13 protein-coding genes, 1 tRNA gene, 3 rRNA genes and 1 riboswitch are annotated in these 21,381 nt (G+C 33.1%); all 17 genes read left to right on the forward strand.

The features are described 5' to 3' along the window. The first annotated feature begins 192 nt into the window (after nucleotides 1-192). The gene (gene glsA / locus AC2A4K_RS03660; protein WP_322504326.1) at nucleotides 193-1,125 is read left to right on the forward strand and encodes a glutaminase A; all 933 of its coding nucleotides are present in this window, start codon (nucleotides 193-195) and stop codon (nucleotides 1,123-1,125) included. Between the two features lie 417 nt (nucleotides 1,126-1,542). Beyond that, nucleotides 1,543-2,265 (forward strand): MgtC/SapB family protein, encoded by a 723-nt coding sequence (locus AC2A4K_RS03665; protein WP_322504325.1) that lies wholly within the window; start codon nucleotides 1,543-1,545, stop codon nucleotides 2,263-2,265. 460 nt (nucleotides 2,266-2,725) lie between these two features. Continuing rightward, nucleotides 2,726-4,240: ribosomal RNA gene (locus AC2A4K_RS03670) — 16S ribosomal RNA — on the forward strand. 187 nt (nucleotides 4,241-4,427) lie between these two features. Beyond that, a 23S ribosomal RNA gene (locus AC2A4K_RS03675) occupies nucleotides 4,428-7,332 on the forward strand. Between the two features lie 53 nt (nucleotides 7,333-7,385). Then, nucleotides 7,386-7,503, forward strand: a 5S ribosomal RNA gene (gene rrf / locus AC2A4K_RS03680). Together the 16S, 23S and 5S rRNA genes with 1 tRNA gene alongside form the textbook arrangement of a ribosomal RNA operon. Nucleotides 7,504-7,509: 6 nt before the next feature. Beyond that, nucleotides 7,510-7,584, forward strand: a tRNA-Glu gene (locus tag AC2A4K_RS03685). A gap of 165 nt (nucleotides 7,585-7,749) precedes the next feature. Next, nucleotides 7,750-8,442: a DNA/RNA nuclease SfsA gene (gene sfsA / locus AC2A4K_RS03690; protein WP_322504312.1), complete on the forward strand. Its 693-nt coding sequence runs from the start codon at nucleotides 7,750-7,752 to the stop codon at nucleotides 8,440-8,442. A gap of 221 nt (nucleotides 8,443-8,663) precedes the next feature. Then, nucleotides 8,664-9,203 (forward strand): NAD(+) diphosphatase, encoded by a 540-nt coding sequence (locus AC2A4K_RS03695; protein WP_322504311.1) that lies wholly within the window; start codon nucleotides 8,664-8,666, stop codon nucleotides 9,201-9,203. A 108-nt stretch (nucleotides 9,204-9,311) separates the two neighbouring features. After that, nucleotides 9,312-9,481, forward strand: a riboswitch (Lysine riboswitch). 133 nt (nucleotides 9,482-9,614) lie between these two features. After that, nucleotides 9,615-10,910 carry a diaminopimelate decarboxylase gene (gene lysA, locus AC2A4K_RS03700; RefSeq protein WP_322504310.1) on the forward strand — a complete coding sequence of 432 codons (1,296 nt, stop codon included), beginning with the start codon at nucleotides 9,615-9,617 and terminating at the stop codon, nucleotides 10,908-10,910. A 414-nt stretch (nucleotides 10,911-11,324) separates the two neighbouring features. Then, nucleotides 11,325-11,543: a DUF3006 domain-containing protein gene (locus tag AC2A4K_RS03705; protein WP_322504309.1), complete on the forward strand. Its 219-nt coding sequence runs from the start codon at nucleotides 11,325-11,327 to the stop codon at nucleotides 11,541-11,543. Nucleotides 11,544-11,545: 2 nt separating this feature from the next. After that, nucleotides 11,546-12,076, forward strand: a complete 531-nt coding sequence (gene lepB / locus AC2A4K_RS03710; RefSeq protein WP_322504308.1) for a signal peptidase I — start codon at nucleotides 11,546-11,548, stop codon at nucleotides 12,074-12,076. Between the two features lie 24 nt (nucleotides 12,077-12,100). Continuing rightward, on the forward strand, nucleotides 12,101-14,206 hold the full coding sequence (gene ftsH, locus AC2A4K_RS03715) for an ATP-dependent zinc metalloprotease FtsH (RefSeq protein WP_322504307.1): 2,106 nt from the start codon (nucleotides 12,101-12,103) through the stop codon (nucleotides 14,204-14,206). Between the two features lie 270 nt (nucleotides 14,207-14,476). Continuing rightward, entirely contained in the window at nucleotides 14,477-16,594 is a 2,118-nt protein-coding gene (locus AC2A4K_RS03720; protein ID WP_322504306.1) for a HelD family protein, read from the forward strand. Nucleotides 16,595-16,988: 394 nt separating this feature from the next. Further along, a complete protein-coding gene (locus AC2A4K_RS03725; protein ID WP_322504305.1) occupies nucleotides 16,989-17,825 on the forward strand; it encodes a transporter substrate-binding domain-containing protein in 837 nt (278 codons plus the stop codon). A 34-nt stretch (nucleotides 17,826-17,859) separates the two neighbouring features. Next, nucleotides 17,860-18,531, forward strand: coding sequence for an amino acid ABC transporter permease (locus AC2A4K_RS03730; RefSeq protein WP_322504304.1), 672 nt, complete (start codon nucleotides 17,860-17,862; stop codon nucleotides 18,529-18,531). After that, nucleotides 18,528-19,250 (forward strand): amino acid ABC transporter ATP-binding protein, encoded by a 723-nt coding sequence (locus tag AC2A4K_RS03735; RefSeq protein ID WP_322504303.1) that lies wholly within the window; start codon nucleotides 18,528-18,530, stop codon nucleotides 19,248-19,250. Before AC2A4K_RS03730 ends, AC2A4K_RS03735 begins: the two co-directional genes overlap by 4 nt. 220 nt (nucleotides 19,251-19,470) lie before the next feature. Further along, complete coding sequence (locus AC2A4K_RS03740) at nucleotides 19,471-21,279, forward strand: LTA synthase family protein (RefSeq protein ID WP_322504302.1); 1,809 nt, start codon at nucleotides 19,471-19,473, stop codon at nucleotides 21,277-21,279. Nucleotides 21,280-21,381 lie beyond the last annotated feature (102 nt).

The following is a 21,381-nucleotide window of genomic DNA, read 5'->3' on the forward strand; positions in this document are numbered from 1 at the left end:
AATTTACAAAAAATACATAAATAAAACTATAAGAGAATCAAATTTATTTTTGTTTTAAAGAAATTGTAATTTTGGAATTAAATTCACAAATTATCAATGGAAAAATTGTTGGAAGTTTAAATTATGACTTTTGATTTTGAATTTATTAACTGATTATAATGAATTTAGAAGATTAATTGAGAGGTGATTTTTATGGATATAAATGACATAAATTTAGATGCATTAGTAGAAGAGAATAGAAAGTATACAAAGGATGGACATGTAGCTACATATATTCCAGCACTTGCGAAAGTTAATCCTAATCAATTAGGGGTTTGTATTTATTCTTTAAAGGATAATAAGGAATATTCAGCTGGAGACTGTGATGTAAGATTTGCAGTTGAAAGTGTATCAAAAGTTCCTACATTAATACTTGCTATATTAGATAATGGAATAGAAAAAGTATTTTCGGAAGTTGGAACAGAACCATCAGGATTTCCTTTTAACTCAATTATGAATATGCAAATAAATCATAAGAATAAACCATCAAATCCATTTATTAATGCAGGAGCCATTAAGGTAGTATCTTTACTTAAAGGTAAAGATGATAATGAACGTTTCAAAAGGATTTTAGATTTTTACAAAAAAATTATGAATGATGATGAAATTACATTAGACACTGAAATTTATTTATCAGAAAAAGAAACTGGAGATATAAATAGATCTCTTGCTTATTATATGAAAGGTAATAAAATTATGGAGGGAGATGTTCCAGATATTTTAGACTCATATTTTAAACAATGCTCAGTTTTAGTTACAGCTAGAGATTTATCAAGATTAGGAGCTGTTTTAGCAAATGAAGGTGTTATGCCTTGGAATGGTGAAAGATTATTTTCAATAGAAACAGCAACCGTTGTTAAATCATTAATGACTACTTATGGGTTATATGATGAATCAGGAAGCTTTTCAGTTCATATTGGATTACCATCTAAGAGTGGTGTAGGTGGAGGCATTTTATCTGCTGTACCTAATAAATGTGGTATAGGATTATTTAGTCCAGCTTTAGATGTACCAGGAAATAGTGTTGCTAGTTTAAAATTACTTAAACAAATAACAGATGAATTAAAATTAGATATATTTAGATAATAATGAAATATAAAGAGAAACAGAAGATTATTTAGATAAATAATCAGATTCATATAAATAAATATAATTAATAAGAGAACTACATAAGATTAGAATTTAACTAATTTTATGTAGTTTTCTTATTAACTTTTAAAAAAAATTAGTAAAATCAATAATTATTTTTAGATGTTTTTAAATAGTTACGTTTTAGACTAACATTTAAGTAAAATAGAACCTTTTTAATAAATAGTAATTAAAAAAATAATTATCAACTTTTAATTTATTAATTTAAATTGAATAAATCAAAAGTTGATACAATTGATAATATTTAAAGAAACTTTTTTCTTTAAATATTATTGAAAGGCAATATTTATCTTTTATATCAAGCATACTTTAGTAATAGAAAGTTTATTTTATGGGTTTTTAGGGAGTTTTTTTATGGAGTTAACTTTAGGTATAAAAGATGTAATTTTAAGATTATTACTTGCAAGTTTAGTAGGGGGAATTATAGGGTATGAAAGAGAATACCATAATAGAGCGGCTGGTTTTAGAACTCACATATTAGTTTGTGTAGGAGCAACTATAGTTTCTCTTATTGAAATAAAATTAGGAGAAGAGGTATTTCAGTTAGTAAATAACAATTTTTATGCTCAAAATGTTGTTAAAGTTGACTATGCTAGATTAGGAGCACAAGTTATTTCAGGGATTGGTTTTTTAGGTGCTGGAACCATATTACAAAATAAAGGTTCGGTAAAAGGATTAACAACTGCTGCTTCTTTATGGGCCGTAGCCTGTCTTGGGTTAGCTTTAGGAATGGGATATTATGATTTGGGGATTTTAGGATCATTGTTTATATTTTTAACTTTAGCAATATTAAAGAAATTTCAATCTAGATTTATAACAAAGGCTGGAGAGAAAAGATTTGAGATAATATATGAGAAAGATTCACATGTATTAGAATTTATAGATAGAATTTTTGCTCAGAAAGGAGTTAAAATCAGTAGTATTGAGTTTATAACAAAGAATAATAGTGAAAATTTAAATTATAAAAGTGCAATATATAAAGTTTATTTACCTAATTATGTAGAAGTTGGTGAAATAATAAATAAATTAAGTATAAATGATGGAATCATAAAGATAAGTGAATATAGTGAATTATAATTGATATGTTTTGGGTATGGTTTTGAGAAAAAACTATCCTTAAATGTCTAAGTTAGCAATAATTTTAAGTTAAATTCTTGTTTTTCTACAAGTTAAGAAAAATAATCAATGAAAACTTGTCCAAGTGTATCAATGCAGTTAATTTAAAGAATTATTTAGAAAAATGAAGAAAATTTGATTTGGTTTGTTAAAATGATAATATTTATCGTAATTTAGATTTCAATATATGATAAGATAAAACACGTCGCTGAGAGACACACAAACAATTTACTTCAAAAATTAAATTTGATTAAAAAATCAAAAAGAATTAAGAAAAAGTTGTTGACAAAGTTTCTAAGTGGTGTTAAACTAAGTAAGTCGCTTGAGGGCGACGAAGAAATGGTCTTTGAAAATTAAACAGAAGATATTAACATAAACCAGCAATTCTTTTATAAGTAATATGAGTAATAGATTAAACTTTTAAATTGAGAGTTTGATCCTGGCTCAGGATGAACGCTGGCGGCGTGCTTAACACATGCAAGTCGAGCGATGAAGTTTCCTTCGGGAAACGGATTAGCGGCGGACGGGTGAGTAACACGTGGGTAACCTGCCTCATAGAGTGGAATAGCCTCCCGAAAGGGAGATTAATACCGCATAATGTTGAGAGATGGCATCATCTTTTAACCAAAGGAGCAATCCGCTATGAGATGGACCCGCGGCGCATTAGCTAGTTGGTGGGGTAACGGCCCACCAAGGCGACGATGCGTAGCCGACCTGAGAGGGTGATCGGCCACATTGGGACTGAGACACGGCCCAGACTCCTACGGGAGGCAGCAGTGGGGAATATTGCACAATGGGGGAAACCCTGATGCAGCAACGCCGCGTGAGTGATGAAGGTTTTCGGATCGTAAAGCTCTGTCTTTGGGGAAGATAATGACGGTACCCAAGGAGGAAGCCACGGCTAACTACGTGCCAGCAGCCGCGGTAATACGTAGGTGGCAAGCGTTATCCGGATTTACTGGGCGTAAAGGGAGCGTAGGCGGATGATTAAGTGGGATGTGAAATACCCGGGCTCAACTTGGGTGCTGCATTCCAAACTGGTTATCTAGAGTGCAGGAGAGGAGAGTGGAATTCCTAGTGTAGCGGTGAAATGCGTAGAGATTAGGAAGAACACCAGTGGCGAAGGCGACTCTCTGGACTGTAACTGACGCTGAGGCTCGAAAGCGTGGGGAGCAAACAGGATTAGATACCCTGGTAGTCCACGCCGTAAACGATGAATACTAGGTGTGGGGGTTTCAACACCTCCGTGCCGCCGCTAACGCATTAAGTATTCCGCCTGGGGAGTACGGTCGCAAGATTAAAACTCAAAGGAATTGACGGGGACCCGCACAAGTAGCGGAGCATGTGGTTTAATTCGAAGCAACGCGAAGAACCTTACCTACACTTGACATCCCTTGCATTACTCTTAATCGAGGAAATCCCTTCGGGGACAAGGAGACAGGTGGTGCATGGTTGTCGTCAGCTCGTGTCGTGAGATGTTGGGTTAAGTCCCGCAACGAGCGCAACCCTTGTCGTTAGTTACTACCATTAAGTTGAGGACTCTAGCGAGACTGCCTGGGTTAACCAGGAGGAAGGTGGGGATGACGTCAAATCATCATGCCCCTTATGTGTAGGGCTACACACGTGCTACAATGGCTGGTACAGAGAGACGCAATACCGCGAGGTGGAGCCAAACTTTAAAACCAGTCTCAGTTCGGATTGTAGGCTGAAACTCGCCTACATGAAGCTGGAGTTACTAGTAATCGCGAATCAGAATGTCGCGGTGAATACGTTCCCGGGTCTTGTACACACCGCCCGTCACACCATGAGAGTTGGCAATACCCGAAGTCCGTGAGCTAACGCGTAAGCGAGGCAGCGGCCGAAGGTAGGGTCAGCGATTGGGGTGAAGTCGTAACAAGGTAGCCGTAGGAGAACCTGCGGCTGGATCACCTCCTTTCTAAGGAATACATCTTAGGACAACTAAGATGATATAGAATTCTGGATAATATCTCTGTTTAATTTTGAGAGACTATCTCTCAAAATTGTTCTTTGAAAATTGCACATAATTTAATTTATAGAAAACAACAAGCCAAATTGGCAAACCAATTTCTATTCTTTGTAAAATGAGAACTATAACTAATATAGGTCAAGCTACAAAGGGCGTATGGTGAATGCCTTGGCATCAGGAGCCGATGAAGGACGTGATAAGCTGCGATAAGCTTCGGGTAGGCGCACATAGCCTGAGATCCGAAGATCTCCGAATGAGGAAACTCACATGGGAAACCCCATGTATCGTTAAGTGAATACATAGCTTAATGAAGGTAACCCAGGGAACTGAAACATCTAAGTACCTGGAGGAAGAGAAAGAAAAATCGATTTTCTTAGTAGCGGCGAGCGAAAGGGAAAGAGCCCAAACCGGAAACTTGTTTCCGGGGTTGTGGACATAACATAAAAGTGGAGGCTATTGTAACTGAAGAGAGCTGGAAAGCTCCACCGTAGAAGGTAATAGTCCTGTAAGTGAAACGAGAAGACCACGAGTTATGATCCAGAGTACCACGAGACACGTGAAACCTTGTGGGAAGCAGGGAGGACCACCTCCCAAGGCTAAATACTACCTGATGACCGATAGTGAAGCAGTACCGTGAGGGAAAGGTGAAAAGAACCCCGGGAGGGGAGTGAAATAGAACCTGAAACCGTATGCCTACAACCGCTCAGAGCCCCTTATGAGGGTGATGAGGTGCTTTTTGTAGAACGAGCCAACGAGTTACGGTATGTAGCAAGGTTAAGTACTTAAGGTACGGAGCCGAAGGGAAACCGAGTCTGAATAGGGCGACTAGTTGCATGCCGTAGACCCGAAACCGGGTGACCTATCCATGGCCAGGTTGAAGCGAGGGTAAAACCTCGTGGAGGACCGAACCACGTTGCTGTTGAAAAAGCATGGGATGAGCTGTGGATAGCGGAGAAATTCCAATCGAACCCGGAGATAGCTGGTTCTCTCCGAAATAGCTTTAGGGCTAGCGTCGAGTATGAGTAGTGGAGGTAGAGCACTGAATGGGCTAGGGGGCATAGCGCTTACCGAACCTTATCAAACTCCGAATGCCACATACTTTGAGCTCGGCAGTCAGACTACGAATGATAAGATCCGTGGTCAAAAGGGAAACAGCCCAGATCGTCAGCTAAGGTCCCAAAGTGTAAGTTAAGTGGGAAAGGATGTGAGATTTCTAAGACAACTAGGATGTTGGCTTAGAAGCAGCCACTCATTAAAAGAGTGCGTAATAGCTCACTAGTCGAGAGATCTTGCGCCGAAAATGTAACGGGGCTAAACTTACCACCGAAGCTACGGGCTTGAACTTAGTTCAAGCGGTAGGAGAGCGTCGTAACCGGGCTGAAGTCGTACCGTAAGGAGCGGTGGACTGGTTACGAGTGAGAATGTTGGCATCAGTAGCGAGATGTGGGTGAGAATCCCACAGGCCGAAAATCTAAGGTTTCCTCAGGAAGGTTCGTCCGCTGAGGGTTAGTCGGGACCTAAGCCGAGGCCGAAAGGCGTAGGTGATGGACAACTGGTTGATATTCCAGTACCACTACCATCGTTATTATCGATGGCGTGACGCAGGAGGATAGTGTGTGCTAGCTATTGGATGCTAGTCTAAGCATTTAGGCAGTGAAAGTAGGCAAATCCGCTTTCATAATGCTGAGGTGTGATGGGGAAGGTTCCACGGAACCGAAGTACATGATTCCACGCTGCCAAGAAAAGCGTCTAGAGAGAGAAGTAGTGCCCGTACCGCAAACCGACACAGGTAGGTGAGGAGAGAATCCTAAGGCCGGCGGAAGAATTACAGTTAAGGAACTCGGCAAATTGACCCCGTAAGTTCGCGAGAAGGGGTGCCTACGAGAGTAGGCCGCAGAGAATAGGCCCAAGCAACTGTTTAGCAAAAACACAGGTCTCTGCTAAAGCGTAAGCTGATGTATAGGGGCTGACGCCTGCCCGGTGCTGGAAGGTTAAGGGGAACACTTAGCGCAAGCGAAGGTGTGAACTTAAGCCCCAGTAAACGGCGGCCGTAACTATAACGGTCCTAAGGTAGCGAAATTCCTTGTCAGGTAAGTTCTGACCCGCACGAATGGCGTAATGACTTGGGCACTGTCTCAACTGTAAATCCGGCGAAGTTGTAGTGCGAGTGAAGATGCTCGCTACCCGCGATTGGACGGAAAGACCCCGTAGAGCTTTACTGTAGCTTAGCATTGAGTTTTGGTATTGTCTGTACAGGATAGGTGGGAGACTAGGAAACCAGGGCGTCAGCCTTGGTGGAGTCATCCTTGGGATACCACCCTGACAGTACTGAAATTCTAACTGGCGGCCATGAATCTGGTCACAGGACATTGTTAGGTGGGCAGTTTGACTGGGGCGGTCGCCTCCTAAAAAGTAACGGAGGCGCCCAAAGGTTCCCTCAGAACGGTCGGAAATCGTTCGTAGAGTGCAAAGGCAGAAGGGAGCCTGACTGCGACACCCACAAGTGGAGCAGGGACGAAAGTCGGGCTTAGTGATCCGGTGGTACCTCGTGGGAGGGCCATCGCTCAACGGATAAAAGCTACCTCGGGGATAACAGGCTGATCTCCCCCAAGAGTCCACATCGACGGGGAGGTTTGGCACCTCGATGTCGGCTCGTCGCATCCTGGGGCTGAAGTAGGTCCCAAGGGTTGGGCTGTTCGCCCATTAAAGCGGCACGCGAGCTGGGTTCAGAACGTCGTGAGACAGTTCGGTCCCTATCCGTCGCGGGCGTAGGAAATTTGAGAGGAGCTGTCCTTAGTACGAGAGGACCGGGATGGACTGACCTCTGGTGTACCAGTTGTTCTGCCAAGAGCACAGCTGGGTAGCTAAGTCGGGAATGGATAAACGCTGAAAGCATCTAAGCGTGAAGCCAACCTCAAGATGAGATTTCCCATAGCGTAAGCTAGTAAGATCCCTTGAAGAACACAAGGTTGATAGGTCGGGGGTGTAAGCATGGTAACATGTTCAGCTGACCGATACTAATAGATCGAGGGCTTGACCAAATATAGTAAATTAAATATGTGCAATTTTGAAAGAACAAAATCTTTCTAAAACATCTGGTGATGATGTTCTTTAGGGTAACACCCGTTCCCATTCCGAACACGACGGTTAAGCCTTTAGAAGCCGATGGTACTGCACGGGAGACTGTGTGGGAGAGTAGGTGGTCGCCAGGTTAGTTTGGCCCCTTGGTCAAGCGGTTAAGACACCACCCTTTCACGGTGGTAACAGGGGTTCGATTCCCCTAGGGGTCACCATTAACTCGATAAGCTTAGCTTATCGAGTTTTTTTTATGTTTATATAGAGTGTTTCTAACTTGTTAATAAAAGAGTTTTTATGTAGAATATAATAACAAGGAATATAAAAATAAATATTTTATAATAAAAATTAAAAGTCTAATAAAGATAAAGAGGTTACTATAGATGAATTATAATAGTATTATTAAAAAAGCTATTTTTTTAAGAAGACCAAATAGATTTCAAGCCTATGTAGTTTTAGATGGAGAAGAGTTATTGGTTCATGTTCCTAATACAGGAAGATGTAGAGAAATATTAAAAGAGGGATGTACTGTACTTTTAAGAAAGGGAACTACTCCAAATAGAAAAACTCCCTATGATTTAATAGCAGCATACAAGGGAGAAACTTTAATAAGTATAGATTCTCAAATTCCTAATAAAGTTGTGGAAGAAGCACTTAGAAACAATAAAATAAAGGAATTAAGAAAATTTAATAATATAAGTAGAGAGAAAACTTTTGGAAAATCTAGATTTGATTTTAAATTACAAGATGGAAATGAAAATACATATTTTTTAGAAGTAAAGGGTGTAACCTTAGAAGAAAACGGGGAAACTAGATTTCCAGATGCACCAACTGAAAGAGGAAGAAAACACATATTAGAGTTAATTGAAGTAAAAAAATTAGGTATGGGAGCAGGAATAATTTTTTTAATTCAAATAGAGAATGTTTCTAAGTTCTCTCCTAATGATGATACTGACCCAAAATTCGGAGAGGCCCTAAGATTGGCGAAGGCTAAAGGGGTAGATGTATTTGCGTATAATTGTAAAGTTACAGAAGAAGAAATAGAGTTACTTAATCCGGTTGAAATAATATTATAAATTATAGGAAATATAATTTATTTATTTTAAGTAGATAATAGTAGAATTTTTAAGATATAGATTAGAAATATAATAAAGAATATAAATTAGTATTTGAGATTATGAAAGGTGGTGAACTTTAGTTAGCTTAATTTATATATTACTATTTTAATATTAAATGATGAAAATTAATAAATTTTATATTGTAATATATTAAACTAGCCTCACTAAAGATATTAATTATGAAATTTAAATATTGTCCACTATGTGGTGAAAAATTAGAGCTTAAGGATAGCTGGGATGAGGGAATGGTACCTTATTGTAAGAGACATGGCATGATGTTTTTTGATTTGCCTAAACCATGTATTGTTGTTGCTGTAATAAAAGGTGATGAAATAATTTTATTAAAACAAAGTTATATATATAAAAACTCTAAAGTACTAATATCTGGATATGTTGGAGTAGATGAGTGTGCTGAAGAAACTGTTTATAGAGAAGTAAAAGAGGAAACAGGTATAGTAGTTAAGGATATAAAATATTTAGGAAGTGACTTTGTAGATGGCAAAGAATTACTTATGTTAACTTATTTAGCATATTATGAATCAGGTGAAATAAAAAAGTCAAATGAAGTAGAAGGAGCTGCTTGGTACAATATAGAGGATGCTCTTTGTGAGTTAAATGAAGATAGAATTGGAAAAAGAGTAGTAAAAAAACTTTTAAAAGAAATTGGATATGAAGGTACTAAAGCTTTTAGATGTGAAGGAAATGATTGTAATGTATAAAAATTTTTATTAATAATATTTTCTTAGGGTATTGCATTAATTAAAGTTTTTTAGTAACATTATAGAAAATCAATTAATATAATAAAAATATAAATGAATTAGAAATAGGACCAAAGTAGAGGTGCTGTAATTAAGAGTATTCATAAGTAGCTGACGAGCGATGAGATATGATGAAAGGAATTATGGCCGAAGGATAATTGATGGTAATTAATTTTTCTGGGTATATGTAAAATATGCATATAACTGTCACTTTAAAAAAGTGGAGTGCTACAAGGTACGCTAAGTTGCGATTAAAGCAGCAAAGGTGTTCCTTTGCTGTTTTATTTATTGGAATTAAATGCCAAAATCTCGGTAGCTTTGCATACTTTTATACTCTGCCACTAAAAACTTAATTGTGTGGAGGGAAAAGATATGAAATTATTTGGATCAATGAAAGTAGAAGGAAATGAATTGTATGTGGGAGGAATAAAAGCAAGTACTTTAAGTAAAGAGTATGGAACTCCTTTATATATAGTTGACGAAGAGTTAGTTAGAAGCAATTGTAAAAGGTTCTACAATGCTATGAAATGTGAAGAAAGAGGAAACAGAGTTACCTATGCAGGGAAGGCATTTATAAACATGTCAATGTGCAATTTAGTTAATGAGGAGAATTTATATTTAGATGTAGTTTCAGGGGGAGAACTTTATACAGCATATAAAGCTGGGTTCCCGTTAGAAAGAATATATTTCCATGGAAATAACAAATCTAATTATGAAATAGATTTAGGTGTTAGATTAGGGATAGGAAGATTTATAGTAGATAATTTGCATGAATTAGAAATTTTAAATTCAATAGCGCAAGAATATGGAAGGATTCAAAAGGTTTATTTAAGAATAACTCCAGGAGTAGAAGCTCATACTCATGAATATATAAAAACAGGACAGTTGGATTCAAAATTTGGGTTCCCTGTGATTGGAGATACTGTATATGATGTGGTTAAAAGAGCTATAGAGTTAGAGTATATAGAACTGAGTGGATTACATTGTCATATAGGATCACAAATATTTGATTTAGAACCTTTTGAGGACACAACAGAGATAATGTTAAATCTTATAAATGATATAAAAAATAAATTTGGATATGAAATAAAAGAGCTAGATTTAGGTGGTGGATTTGGTATATATTATACGGAAGGAGATCAACCTAAGGAAATAGAGGAATATTGCTCAGTTATAATAAATAAGGCTGAGGAAGTTTGTAAAAATTTAAATATGAATATTCCTATATTAAGTGTAGAACCAGGAAGAAGTATTGTAGGAAATGCAGGATTAACTCTTTATACTGTTGGAGCTATAAAAGAAATCCCTAATATAAGGAAATATGTTAGTGTAGATGGTGGAATGAGTGATAATATAAGGCCAGCATTATATAGTGCAAATTATGAGTCATTAATAGCTAATAGAGTTTATGATAATTCTAAAGAAGTAGTAACTGTAGCAGGAAAATGCTGTGAATCAGGAGATGTACTTTTAAATTCTATAGAAATGCCTAAAATGGAAACTGGAGATATATTAGCAATAATGTCCACTGGAGCTTATGGTCATTCAATGGCTAATAACTATAATAGGATACCTAAAGCGGCTGTAGTTAGTGTAAATAATGGAAACTCGAGAGTGATGTGTAAAAGAGAAACTTATGAAGATCTGCTTAGAAACGAATGTTTTTAATTTATGATATAAGTTGCATGGTAAAAACTATGCAACTTTTTTTATTTAAAATGATTTAGAATACTTCATTAAAGTATATAATAAAAGGTGAAGTAGTAAATAAATTAATAAATATGAATTTAATTAGAGTTTATATATACTTATATCAAATTTTTAGTTAAAATTGATTGAAAAATATTTAATAAAAAAAAGACATAAAAAAGACATAAAAGGATGATAAAATTATAGTAAAATATTTTTCAAACTTGAGGAAAAAACTATGAATTAAAGTTTACAAAGTTATGGTAATTTATGATATACTTATATTTGATACTTTTAAATTTTTTAAAGTAGAAAATTCTAAAATTGGTGAGAATTAATTTAAAATAAATTTTTAATATTTCTCATATTAATATTCGGAACAAGGAGTATAAAATGAAAAAATTGATAGTTGATAGAATAGAAGGACATTTTATTGTATGTGAAGATGAAAATGAAAAGATTTTAGAATTAAATAAGGATGACGTAATAGGAGAGATAAAAGAGGGGGATGTTTTAGTAAAAGGTAAGGATGGAAAGTTTCTTTCTGATAAAGCGCTTACAATGAAAAGAAAAAAAGAAATAGAAGACTTAATGAAAGGTATGTGGGAATAGGAATGGGCACTAGTAATTCAAAAAAGACATCATTCTTTTTAGATTGGATTGTACCAATCTTAGCAGCTTTACTATTAGCTTTTTTGATTCACAAATTTTTATTGTTTAAAATAAAAGTTCCTACAGGGTCAATGATGCCGACAGTAGAGATTGGAGATCAATTATTTGTTACTAGAATATACAATACTTCCAATATTAAAAGAGGAGATATAGTTGTATTCAATTCAGATGAATTTAGTGAACCGCTTCTTAAACGTGTTATAGGATTACCAGGTGATCACGTTGAAATAAAAAGTGATGGTTCAGTCTATGTAAATGGAAATAAACTTGAAGAAGATTATGTTAAATATCCAGGTGGAAAAACTGATATGTCTTTTAATGTGCCTGAAGGAAAATTTTTAATGTTAGGTGACAATAGAAATAACAGTGATGATGCTAGATATTGGAATGATCCATATGTAGATGGAAAAGACATAGAAGCAAAAGCACAGATAACAGTATATCCTTTTAATAGAATAGGATTTGTAAAATAAACGTTAGAAAAGGAGGAATGAGAGATGTTTAAAGATAAAAAAATGCTTAAATATATTCTCATATATGGTATTATAGCATTTGGTATAGTACTAACCTTTAACATGGTTAAAGATGAAATGCTATATGAAAAAGTAGATTATAGTACTTTTATGCAAATGGTAGAGAAAAAAGAAGTTAAAGCGGTGAATTTTTCAGGAAATCAAATTGAAATAACACCTTCAGATAGTAGTGAATTAAAAGGAAAAATATTATATACAACTAACCCAGCAGTTGCTGGTATTACTCAACCAGAGTTACTTAAGGACTTAAATGCATCAGGTGTAAGTTTTAATGTTACTAAACCTGAAAACTATCAATTTTTAGGATTCTTAATGTCATGGATATTCCCATTATTACTTATATTCTTTTTAGGAAGAATGATGTTCTCTAAGATGAATAATAAAATGGGTGGCGGAGTGATGTCATTTGGAAAAAATAATGCTAAGCTTTATGCTGAAAATGAAACTGGAATAACATTTAAAGATGTTGCAGGTCAAGAAGAGGCAAAAGAATCATTAGTAGAAATAGTAGACTTTTTACATGATACTAGTAAATATGTTGCTATTGGAGCTAAGCTTCCTAAAGGAGCTTTATTAGTAGGGCCTCCAGGAACAGGTAAAACTTTACTTGCTAAAGCTGTTGCAGGAGAAGCAAAAGTACCATTTTTCTCAATGTCAGGTTCTGACTTCGTAGAAATGTTTGTTGGTATGGGAGCTGCAAGAGTAAGAGATTTATTCAAGCAAGCTGAAGAAAAAGCACCATGTATAGTATTTATAGATGAGATTGATGCTATTGGTAAGAGTAGAGAAGGTTCTATTCAAGGTAATGATGAAAGAGAACAAACTCTTAATCAATTATTAACTGAAATGGATGGTTTTGATTCCTCTAAAGGAGTAGTTATATTAGCAGCTACTAATAGACCAGAGGTTTTAGATAAAGCTTTATTAAGACCAGGTAGATTTGATAGAAGAATAATTGTTGATAGACCAGACTTAATAGGAAGAGAAGAAATATTAAAAGTTCACTCTAGAGATGTTAAGTTATCAGATGATGTATCTTTAGAAGAAGTAGCAAAATCTACTCCAGGTGCTGTTGGAGCTGATTTAGCTAACATAGTTAACGAAGCTGCCTTAAGGGCTGTAAAGCATGGTAGAAAGTTTGTAATTCAAGAAGATTTAGATGAAGCTGTTGAGGTTATAATAGCTGGTCAAGAAAAGAAAGATAGAATTCTTTCACCAAAAGAAAAGAAAATTGTTGCTTACCATGAGGTTGGGCATGCATTAGTTGCTGCTTTATTAAACAATACAGATCCAGTTCATAAGATAACTATAGTTCCAAGAACAATGGGAGCTTTAGGTTATACAATGCAACTTCCAGAAGAAGAAAAGTACTTAGTTTCTAAGGATGAAATGATAGATCAGATATCAGTTATGCTTGGAGGTAGAGCAGCTGAAGAAGTAGTATTTAATACAATAACTACTGGGGCTTCAAATGATATAGAAAGAGCTACTCAATCAGCTAGAAATATGATAACTATATATGGTATGAGTGATAGATTTGATATGATGGCTTTAGAAGCTATGAGTAGTAGATATTTAGATGGAAGACCAGTTAGAAACTGTTCAGAGACTACAGCTGCTATAGCTGATGAAGAAGTATTATCTGTTATTAAGAAAGCTCATGAAAAATCAATTAAGCTTTTAATTGAAAATAGAGAGTTATTAGATGAAATAACAGGAGTTCTTTTAGATAAAGAAACTATAATGGGTGAGGAATTCATAGAAATAGTTTATGGGAAATATCCAGAAAAAAGAGAAGCCGATGAAAAGGCTAAGAAAGAAATTCAAAGCCTAAGAGAACAAGCATTAGCTAAGAGAAAAGAAAAAGAAGAAGCAATTAAGAAGGCTAGAGAAGAAGCCTTAAGATTAGAAGAAGAAGAAAGAAAACAAGCTGAATTAAAAGCTATGATTGAAGCTCAAGAGGAAGCAGCAAGATTAGCTAAAGCTAATAATGAAGCATTGGATTTAGCTAAAGAACCTGAAGATCAAAAGAAAGATGATAACTCTACAAATAAAATTGATGGTGAATAAATCTTAAACAACATTCTAGAAAAAGTTTTAAAATTTGGCTGTGTTTTAAACGCAGGTTGATTTTAGATAGAACCGCAAGTTATGTCTGAATGATTAGCTAAAATCAATAGCTAATTAAACAGAGTTTAATTTTATATGGCAATAAAAAGTGTATGAAGTTAAAAATGCTTCATGCACTTTTTGACTTTTCATTTATATTTTTGTTTAGAGGAAATCTTAGTGGTATAATTGGTTATAATGTAAGAGAGAAAATAAGAAAGGAAGATTTTAATGACTGATAAAAAAGATATAGAGTTTTTAGTTGAAGAGAAAAAATTAGAGGAAGTTTCTAATATATTAAATGAAGAAATGCTTTCATATATAAATAAAAGAAAATTTGTAACAGAATACATATTAGATTATAGAAAAAATGCAGTTGAAGAATATAAAGATGATGAAGATAAATTAATAGAATATTTTGATCATGAGAGATATGTAAAAGAACAGGCATTTACTACAATAGATAGAAGATTAAAGGAATTAACAATATTAAAAGATTCTCCTTACTTTGGAAGAGTTACATTTAATGATTTAGAATTTGAGCAAAAAGATACATTATATGTTGGGAGATTTGGAGTAACTCCAGAGGGAAGTTATGAGCCAGTAGTAGTTGACTGGAGAGCACCAGTTGCTTCACTTTTCTATCATGGAAGCTTAGGAGAGGCAACATATAATTCACCAGATGGACCTATAAAATGTGACATAGAAGGAAGAAGACAGATTATAGTTAAAAAAGGAGAGTTAAAAGGGGTATTTGATTCTGCTATAGATGTAAAAGATGATATATTACAAATGGTTTTAAGTAATAATAGTTCTGATAAGCTTAAAGATGTAATAATGACAATACAAAAAGAACAAGATGAAATAATAAGAAAAGATAGAACTGCTAATGTAGTAGTAAATGGAGTAGCAGGTAGTGGTAAAACAACAATTGCTCTTCATAGAGTAGCATATCTTTTATATAACTATAGAAAAGAATTAGAAGATAAAGTTCTTATTTTAGGACCAAATGGTATATTCATGGAGTATATTTCACAGGTATTACCTAGTCTTGGAGAAGTTGGAGTTAAGCAAGAAACTTTTGCTAGCTTTGCTTTAAAAGAGATGGATGAGGAAGTATATATTATGAGTTTTGACAAGTATTTAGAAAAAATACTTTCAAAGGATGAGGAATTCATAAAAGATGCTACTTATAAAAATTCATATGATATAATTAATGATTTAGATAAACTAATTATTGATATGGATAAGGAGTATTTTAATATTAAAGATGTAAAATACTTTGGTGAAGTAGTGCTTTCTAAAGAAGAGATAGAAGAGATGTTCACTAAGCATTATGAATACATGCCTTTATTCAGAAGAAGCGATAAAATTAAGAGAATAATCTTATCTAAAATAAAGGATAAGAGAGATGAAAAAGTTTGGGAACTTAATCAAGAATTAAGAAAAGAGAAGGAAAAATTAACTCCAGAAGAGCTTTTAGTTGAAGAAAATAACTTAGAATTTAGAAGAAAATTAAGAATAAGAGAAATTGTTAAAGAAGTAATGGATTCAAGAGCTAAGTTAGATAGTTGGATTTCTAGAGAAAGTATTGTTGATATATATGATAGATTTAATGGAGATAAAAAGGAATACACATTAAATGATTTAGCACCAATGCTTTATTTAGCTATAAAGTTAGAGGGGAAAAAAGCTTCTAAAGATTATAGACATGTGGTTATAGATGAGGCTCAGGATTATTCACCACTTCAATTTAAAGTTGTAAGAGAGTTAACAGGAACTAAATATTTCACAATTGTTGGGGACGTTAATCAAAGACTTGTTAAATATTTAGATGTAGCATCAATGATGGAATTAGAAAAAATATTTAATGATGTGAATCCAGAAATATATGACCTAAATAAAAGTTACAGAAGTACTTATGAAATAATAGAATATGCAAATAAGTATCTTAACGAAGATAGAATAATACCACTTGTTAGACATGGTAAACCTGTAGAAGAATTAGAATTTAATAACACTGAGGAATTTGTGGATACAGTTATTGAGTCTTTAAGAGAGTTTTCTAATGATGGATTAGAAAGTATAGCTATAATAACAAGAGATAAAAAAGAGTTAGATATGGTTTATAACTTAATCAGTGATAAAGTTCATTTAGTCAAGTTTGACAATGAGGATGTACTATATAAAGGAGGAAATGTTATAATACCATCATATTTTGCAAAGGGATTAGAATTTGATGGAGTTATAATGGTTGATAGTAGAGAAAGTGAAGAGAATGAGGATTTAATAAAATATATAATGAGTACTAGAGCTCTACATAGATTAAAAGAAATAAAGTTTAGATAAATTCTTATTTTGTTTATTAAAAGCATAAAGGTATTAGAGAGATAATTCTCTAATATCTTTATGCTTTTTTATATTTAGAATTTATTTCGTTTTTGGGAAGTTTATATAAAATTTGTTTAACATAATAATAAAATGTATAAAAACACAGGAAATATACAGAGGATATTTATGATGAATTTATAAAAAATATGCAATAAAATTGATTAAATAATTATATAATACCTTTTCAAAAGGAGTAAATTAATAAAATATATACTATAAAAATAAATTAATAGCAAAAAACAATGATGAGGAATATATTGGTTTTAAAAAATATATTGCAATTTTATTCATCAATAACGTATAATTATACAAGAAGGAAGCAATAAGTGAATAAATATTAGGGGGAATAAATATGAAAAAGAATTTGTTTAAAAAAATATTATCAATAGCTATGATCGGGGGATTAACTTTAAGCTTAGCAGGATGTGGGGCAAATGCTACTAAGGGAGAAAATGATTCTAATGGAAAAGTAGCTAAAATAAAAGAAAATGGAAAGTTAGTTGTTGGATTAAGTGCAGATTATGCGCCTTATGAATTTCATATAATGAAAGATGGAAAAGATCAGATAGTTGGATTTGATATAGACATAGCAAAGGAAATTGCAAAGGATATGGACGTTGATTTAGAAATTAAAGAAATGGACTTTGGGGCTATAGTTCAATCAGTTAAAAGTGGAGCCATTGATCTTGGAATTTCAGGAATAACTCCTGATGAAAAAAGAAAAGAAGCTGTAGATTTTTCAGATATTTATTATGAAGCAGATCAAGGAATTTTAATAAATAAAAACAATAAGGACTCTATAAAAGGCATTGAAGATTTAAAAGGAAAGAAAGTTGGAGCTCAAATAGGATCTATACAAGCTGAAATAGCAAATGGAATAGAAGGAGCAGATGTCAAACTTTTAGATAATGTAAATACTTTAATTTTAGAATTAAAAACAGGAAAGCTCGATGCTTTAATAGTAGAATTACCAGTTGCAAAAATAGCTACTGAAGTTAATGAGGAGTTAGCTACTGCAGACAATGGTATAAAAAATTCAGAGGGAGGATCAGCTATAGCAATACAAAAAGGAAATAAGGATTTAGTTGATCAAGTAAATGCTACAATTAAAAAATTAAAAGATGATGGAAATATGGATCAATTTGTAAATGATGCTATTGAATTAGTTCCATATCAAAAGAAAGAGTAATAATAAAAGTTTTAATAATTAGGGGGCAATACACATGGAGGGCTTAGACTTTGGTTTTTTAAAAGAGTATTTTCCAATATTTTTGGAAGGTGCTAAGTGGACATTAATAATTTCAGCAATAACAGTTATTTTGGGAGCTTTATTAGGAACAATTTTATGCTTTATGAAGCGTTCTAAAATTTCAATATTTAAAGTTAGAATATTAAAAGTAATTTCTAGTGCTTACGTAGAATTAGTAAGAGGAACACCTCTTTTATTACAAATATATATAGTTTATTTCGGATTACCTTCATTTGGGATACAATTAGGAGTGCTAACTTCATGTATTGTTGCTATTTCATTAAACTCAGCAGCTTATGTTTCAGAAATAATAAGAGCAGGAATAGATGCTATTGATAAAGGTCAGTTAGAAGCGGCTAGAAGTTTAGGTATGACAGAAGGAATGGCTATGAGGCTTATAATACTTCCGCAAGCTATAAAAAATATACTTCCAGCTATAGGAAATGAATTCGTTGCTATAATTAAGGAATCATCTATGGCATCTACAATAGGTGTAGCAGAACTTATGTATTCATCAAAGATAGTCACAGGGGCTACCTATAAAGGATTTGAGCCACTTATTGTTATCGCTATGTTCTATTTTGTTATGACGTTTAGTTTAGGAAGAGCTATAGCTTATATAGAAAGGAAGTTGAATAAAGCATGATAAATGTTAGTAATTTATATAAAAATTTTGGGAAAAATGAAGTGTTAAAAGATATAAGTGAAACAATAGAAAAGGGAGAAGTTGTTGTTATAATTGGCCCTTCAGGATCAGGAAAAAGTACATTTTTAAGATGTTTAAATCTATTAGAGGAACCTACTTCAGGAGTAATTAACTTTGAAGGAGAAGATATAACAAATAAGAATGTTGATATAAATAAAATAAGAGAAAAGATGGGAATGGTCTTTCAACAATTTAATCTTTTCCCACATAAAACAGTTATGGAGAATTTAACTATAGGACCAACTAAAATAAAAAAAGTTTCTAGTGAGAATGCTATAAAGAAAGGAAATGAGTTATTGGAAAAAGTAGGTCTTTTAGATAAAAAAGATGCTTATCCTAATTCTCTTTCAGGAGGACAAAAGCAAAGAATAGCCATAGCAAGAGCTTTGGCTATGGAACCTGATGTTATGCTTTTTGATGAACCAACATCGGCTTTAGATCCTGAAATGGTAGGAGAAGTTTTAAATGTTATGAAGTCTTTAGCAAAGGATGGAATGACTATGGTTGTAGTAACCCATGAAATGGGTTTTGCAAAGGAAGTAGGAGATAGAATTTTGTTCATGGATGAAGGTAAAATTATTGAAGAAGGCACTCCAGAGGAGATATTTGAGAATCCTAAAAATTCAAGAACACAAGATTTTTTATCAAAAGTTTTATAGTAGCCTTTAGAAGATTAAATTTTAATAGGTTTAATCTTTTAAATAAATTAATTAGTACAAAAAGAGGACATAAAGATTTAAAGCTTTATGTCCTCTTTTGTATTTTTAAGAAAAAAATAAATTCTTAACAAAACTTAATTATTTTTTATGAAAAATTTACTGTAAATGATATAATAATGAGAGTAAAGATTAAAATAATAAAGATAGTGAGGAAAATTTTATGAAGGAAAAAGTAAAAAGCTTTTTTAAGTGTAACTGGGTTTTTATTTTCCTAGTGATAACACTTCAAATAAAATCAATGTTGCTTTTATCAATGCTTAGAACACCAGGATCTACAAGTATTAACTTATCTTCAATGTATTTTACTCCTCCAGCTTGGTGGGGACATATAGCAATAGTAACATTAATAGCAAGTTTTGTTTACTTGTTTAAAGGTAAAGGAAGAATGTGGTCAGCTATAGTAATCGATATATTAGTGACATTACTATTTATAGCTGATATTTGGTACTACAGAGTAAATGGTACTTTTTTATCAATAAGACATATAATTGAGCCAGGGATTTTTAATCCTGTAGGAAAGAGTTTATTTAATTTTGCTCCTGTAGATTTAGTATTTATAGTAGACTTTATATTATTATTTTTAGTTTATAACTTTACAGGTTTAAAAAATGTAAAGTACAAGAGTAATATAAAAACTAGATTAATTGCATTTATATGTGTATTTGGAATAAGTGCAACTGTAATAGGAATATCCCATTATTATATAGATATTGAAAGGAAATCTGATAAAAGTTTCCTTAGAATATCATGGGCACCATTCCAAACAATTAGTGATATGAGTCCTTTAGGATATCATGGATATGATATTTATTACTATTCAAATAGAGAGCAGACTTTAAGTGATGCTCAGAAAAATGAAATTAAAGAATGGTTTAATGAAAACAAAGAGGACTTACCAGACAATAAATACAAAGGAATGCTTGAAGGCAAGAATCTTATAGCTTTACAGGTTGAATCTCTTGAAAACTTTGTTATAGGCCAAAAAGTATATGGTCAGGAGATTACTCCAAATATAAATAAGCTTTTAAAGAATAGTTTGTATTTTGATAATATAAAGGAACAAAATAACTCAGGAACAAGCTCAGATGCCGATTTAATGGTTAATACATCAATATTACCAGTTAGAGAAGGAACTACATTCTTTGGATATCCATGGACTGAATATAATACTCTACAGGATTTACTAGAAAGTAAAGGATATACAACAATTTCAACACATCCAGAGGTTCCAGGAAATTGGAATTGGGCTGAAGTTCATAAAGCATTTAATGCAGATGAAATATGGGATGCATCTCAATTTGATCAAAGTGAAATAATAGGACTTGGAATGTCAGATGAGTCTTATTTAAAACAGGTTGGAGATAAACTAAAAGATCAAAAACAACCATTCTATACATTCTTAGTAACATTAACAAGTCATGGACCTTTTGATATGCCTAAGGATAAGCAGTATTTAGACTTGCCTGAAGATTTAAATAACAATATGCTAGGAGCATATTTCCAAAGTATTAGATATACAGATCAAGCAATTGGAGATTTCTTAAACCAATTGAAAGAGGAAGGTCTTTTAGATAATACTGTAATAATGCTTTATGGAGATCATGGCGGAGTTCATAAATTCTATGAAGATCAAATAAAAGACGCACCATTAGCAGGTGATTGGTGGAAAGATGATCATAAAGAAATACCTTTCTTAATATATAACCCAAGCATTAAAGGGGAAACTATATCAAAAGAAGGTGGGCAAATAGATTTCTTACCAACTGCAGCATATCTTTTAGGATTTAATAGAGATGCATTTGATAATACATCAATGGGTAGAGTTTTAGTAAATACAAATAGAAATGCAACAATATTAAATGATGGAACAATAGTAGGAAATCCAACTATTGAGGAAAGGGTTCATTTAGAAAATTCATTTAATATTGCAGATATGGTTATACAAGGTAATTATTTTAAGAATAATTAATAAAATTAAAAGCTATTAGTTCGATTTTGAAAATAATCTAGCTAATAGCTTTTAAATATGTATTTTTTTAGTAAAAAACGTAAACTATAAACAAAATAAGTA

The organism is Clostridium sp. LIBA-8841 (assembly GCF_057782475.1).

Coding starts and splice junctions, on each gene's coding strand:
- glsA (WP_322504326.1), top strand. CDS start 193: ATGGATATAAATGACATAAATTTAGATGCATTAGTAGAAGAGAATAGA.
- AC2A4K_RS03665 (WP_322504325.1), top strand. CDS start 1,543: ATGGAGTTAACTTTAGGTATAAAAGATGTAATTTTAAGATTATTACTT.
- sfsA (WP_322504312.1), top strand. CDS start 7,750: ATGAATTATAATAGTATTATTAAAAAAGCTATTTTTTTAAGAAGACCA.
- AC2A4K_RS03695 (WP_322504311.1), top strand. CDS start 8,664: ATGAAATTTAAATATTGTCCACTATGTGGTGAAAAATTAGAGCTTAAG.
- lysA (WP_322504310.1), top strand. CDS start 9,615: ATGAAATTATTTGGATCAATGAAAGTAGAAGGAAATGAATTGTATGTG.
- AC2A4K_RS03705 (WP_322504309.1), top strand. CDS start 11,325: ATGAAAAAATTGATAGTTGATAGAATAGAAGGACATTTTATTGTATGT.
- lepB (WP_322504308.1), top strand. CDS start 11,546: ATGGGCACTAGTAATTCAAAAAAGACATCATTCTTTTTAGATTGGATT.
- ftsH (WP_322504307.1), top strand. CDS start 12,101: ATGTTTAAAGATAAAAAAATGCTTAAATATATTCTCATATATGGTATT.
- AC2A4K_RS03720 (WP_322504306.1), top strand. CDS start 14,477: ATGACTGATAAAAAAGATATAGAGTTTTTAGTTGAAGAGAAAAAATTA.
- AC2A4K_RS03725 (WP_322504305.1), top strand. CDS start 16,989: ATGAAAAAGAATTTGTTTAAAAAAATATTATCAATAGCTATGATCGGG.
- AC2A4K_RS03730 (WP_322504304.1), top strand. CDS start 17,860: ATGGAGGGCTTAGACTTTGGTTTTTTAAAAGAGTATTTTCCAATATTT.
- AC2A4K_RS03735 (WP_322504303.1), top strand. CDS start 18,528: ATGATAAATGTTAGTAATTTATATAAAAATTTTGGGAAAAATGAAGTG.
- AC2A4K_RS03740 (WP_322504302.1), top strand. CDS start 19,471: ATGAAGGAAAAAGTAAAAAGCTTTTTTAAGTGTAACTGGGTTTTTATT.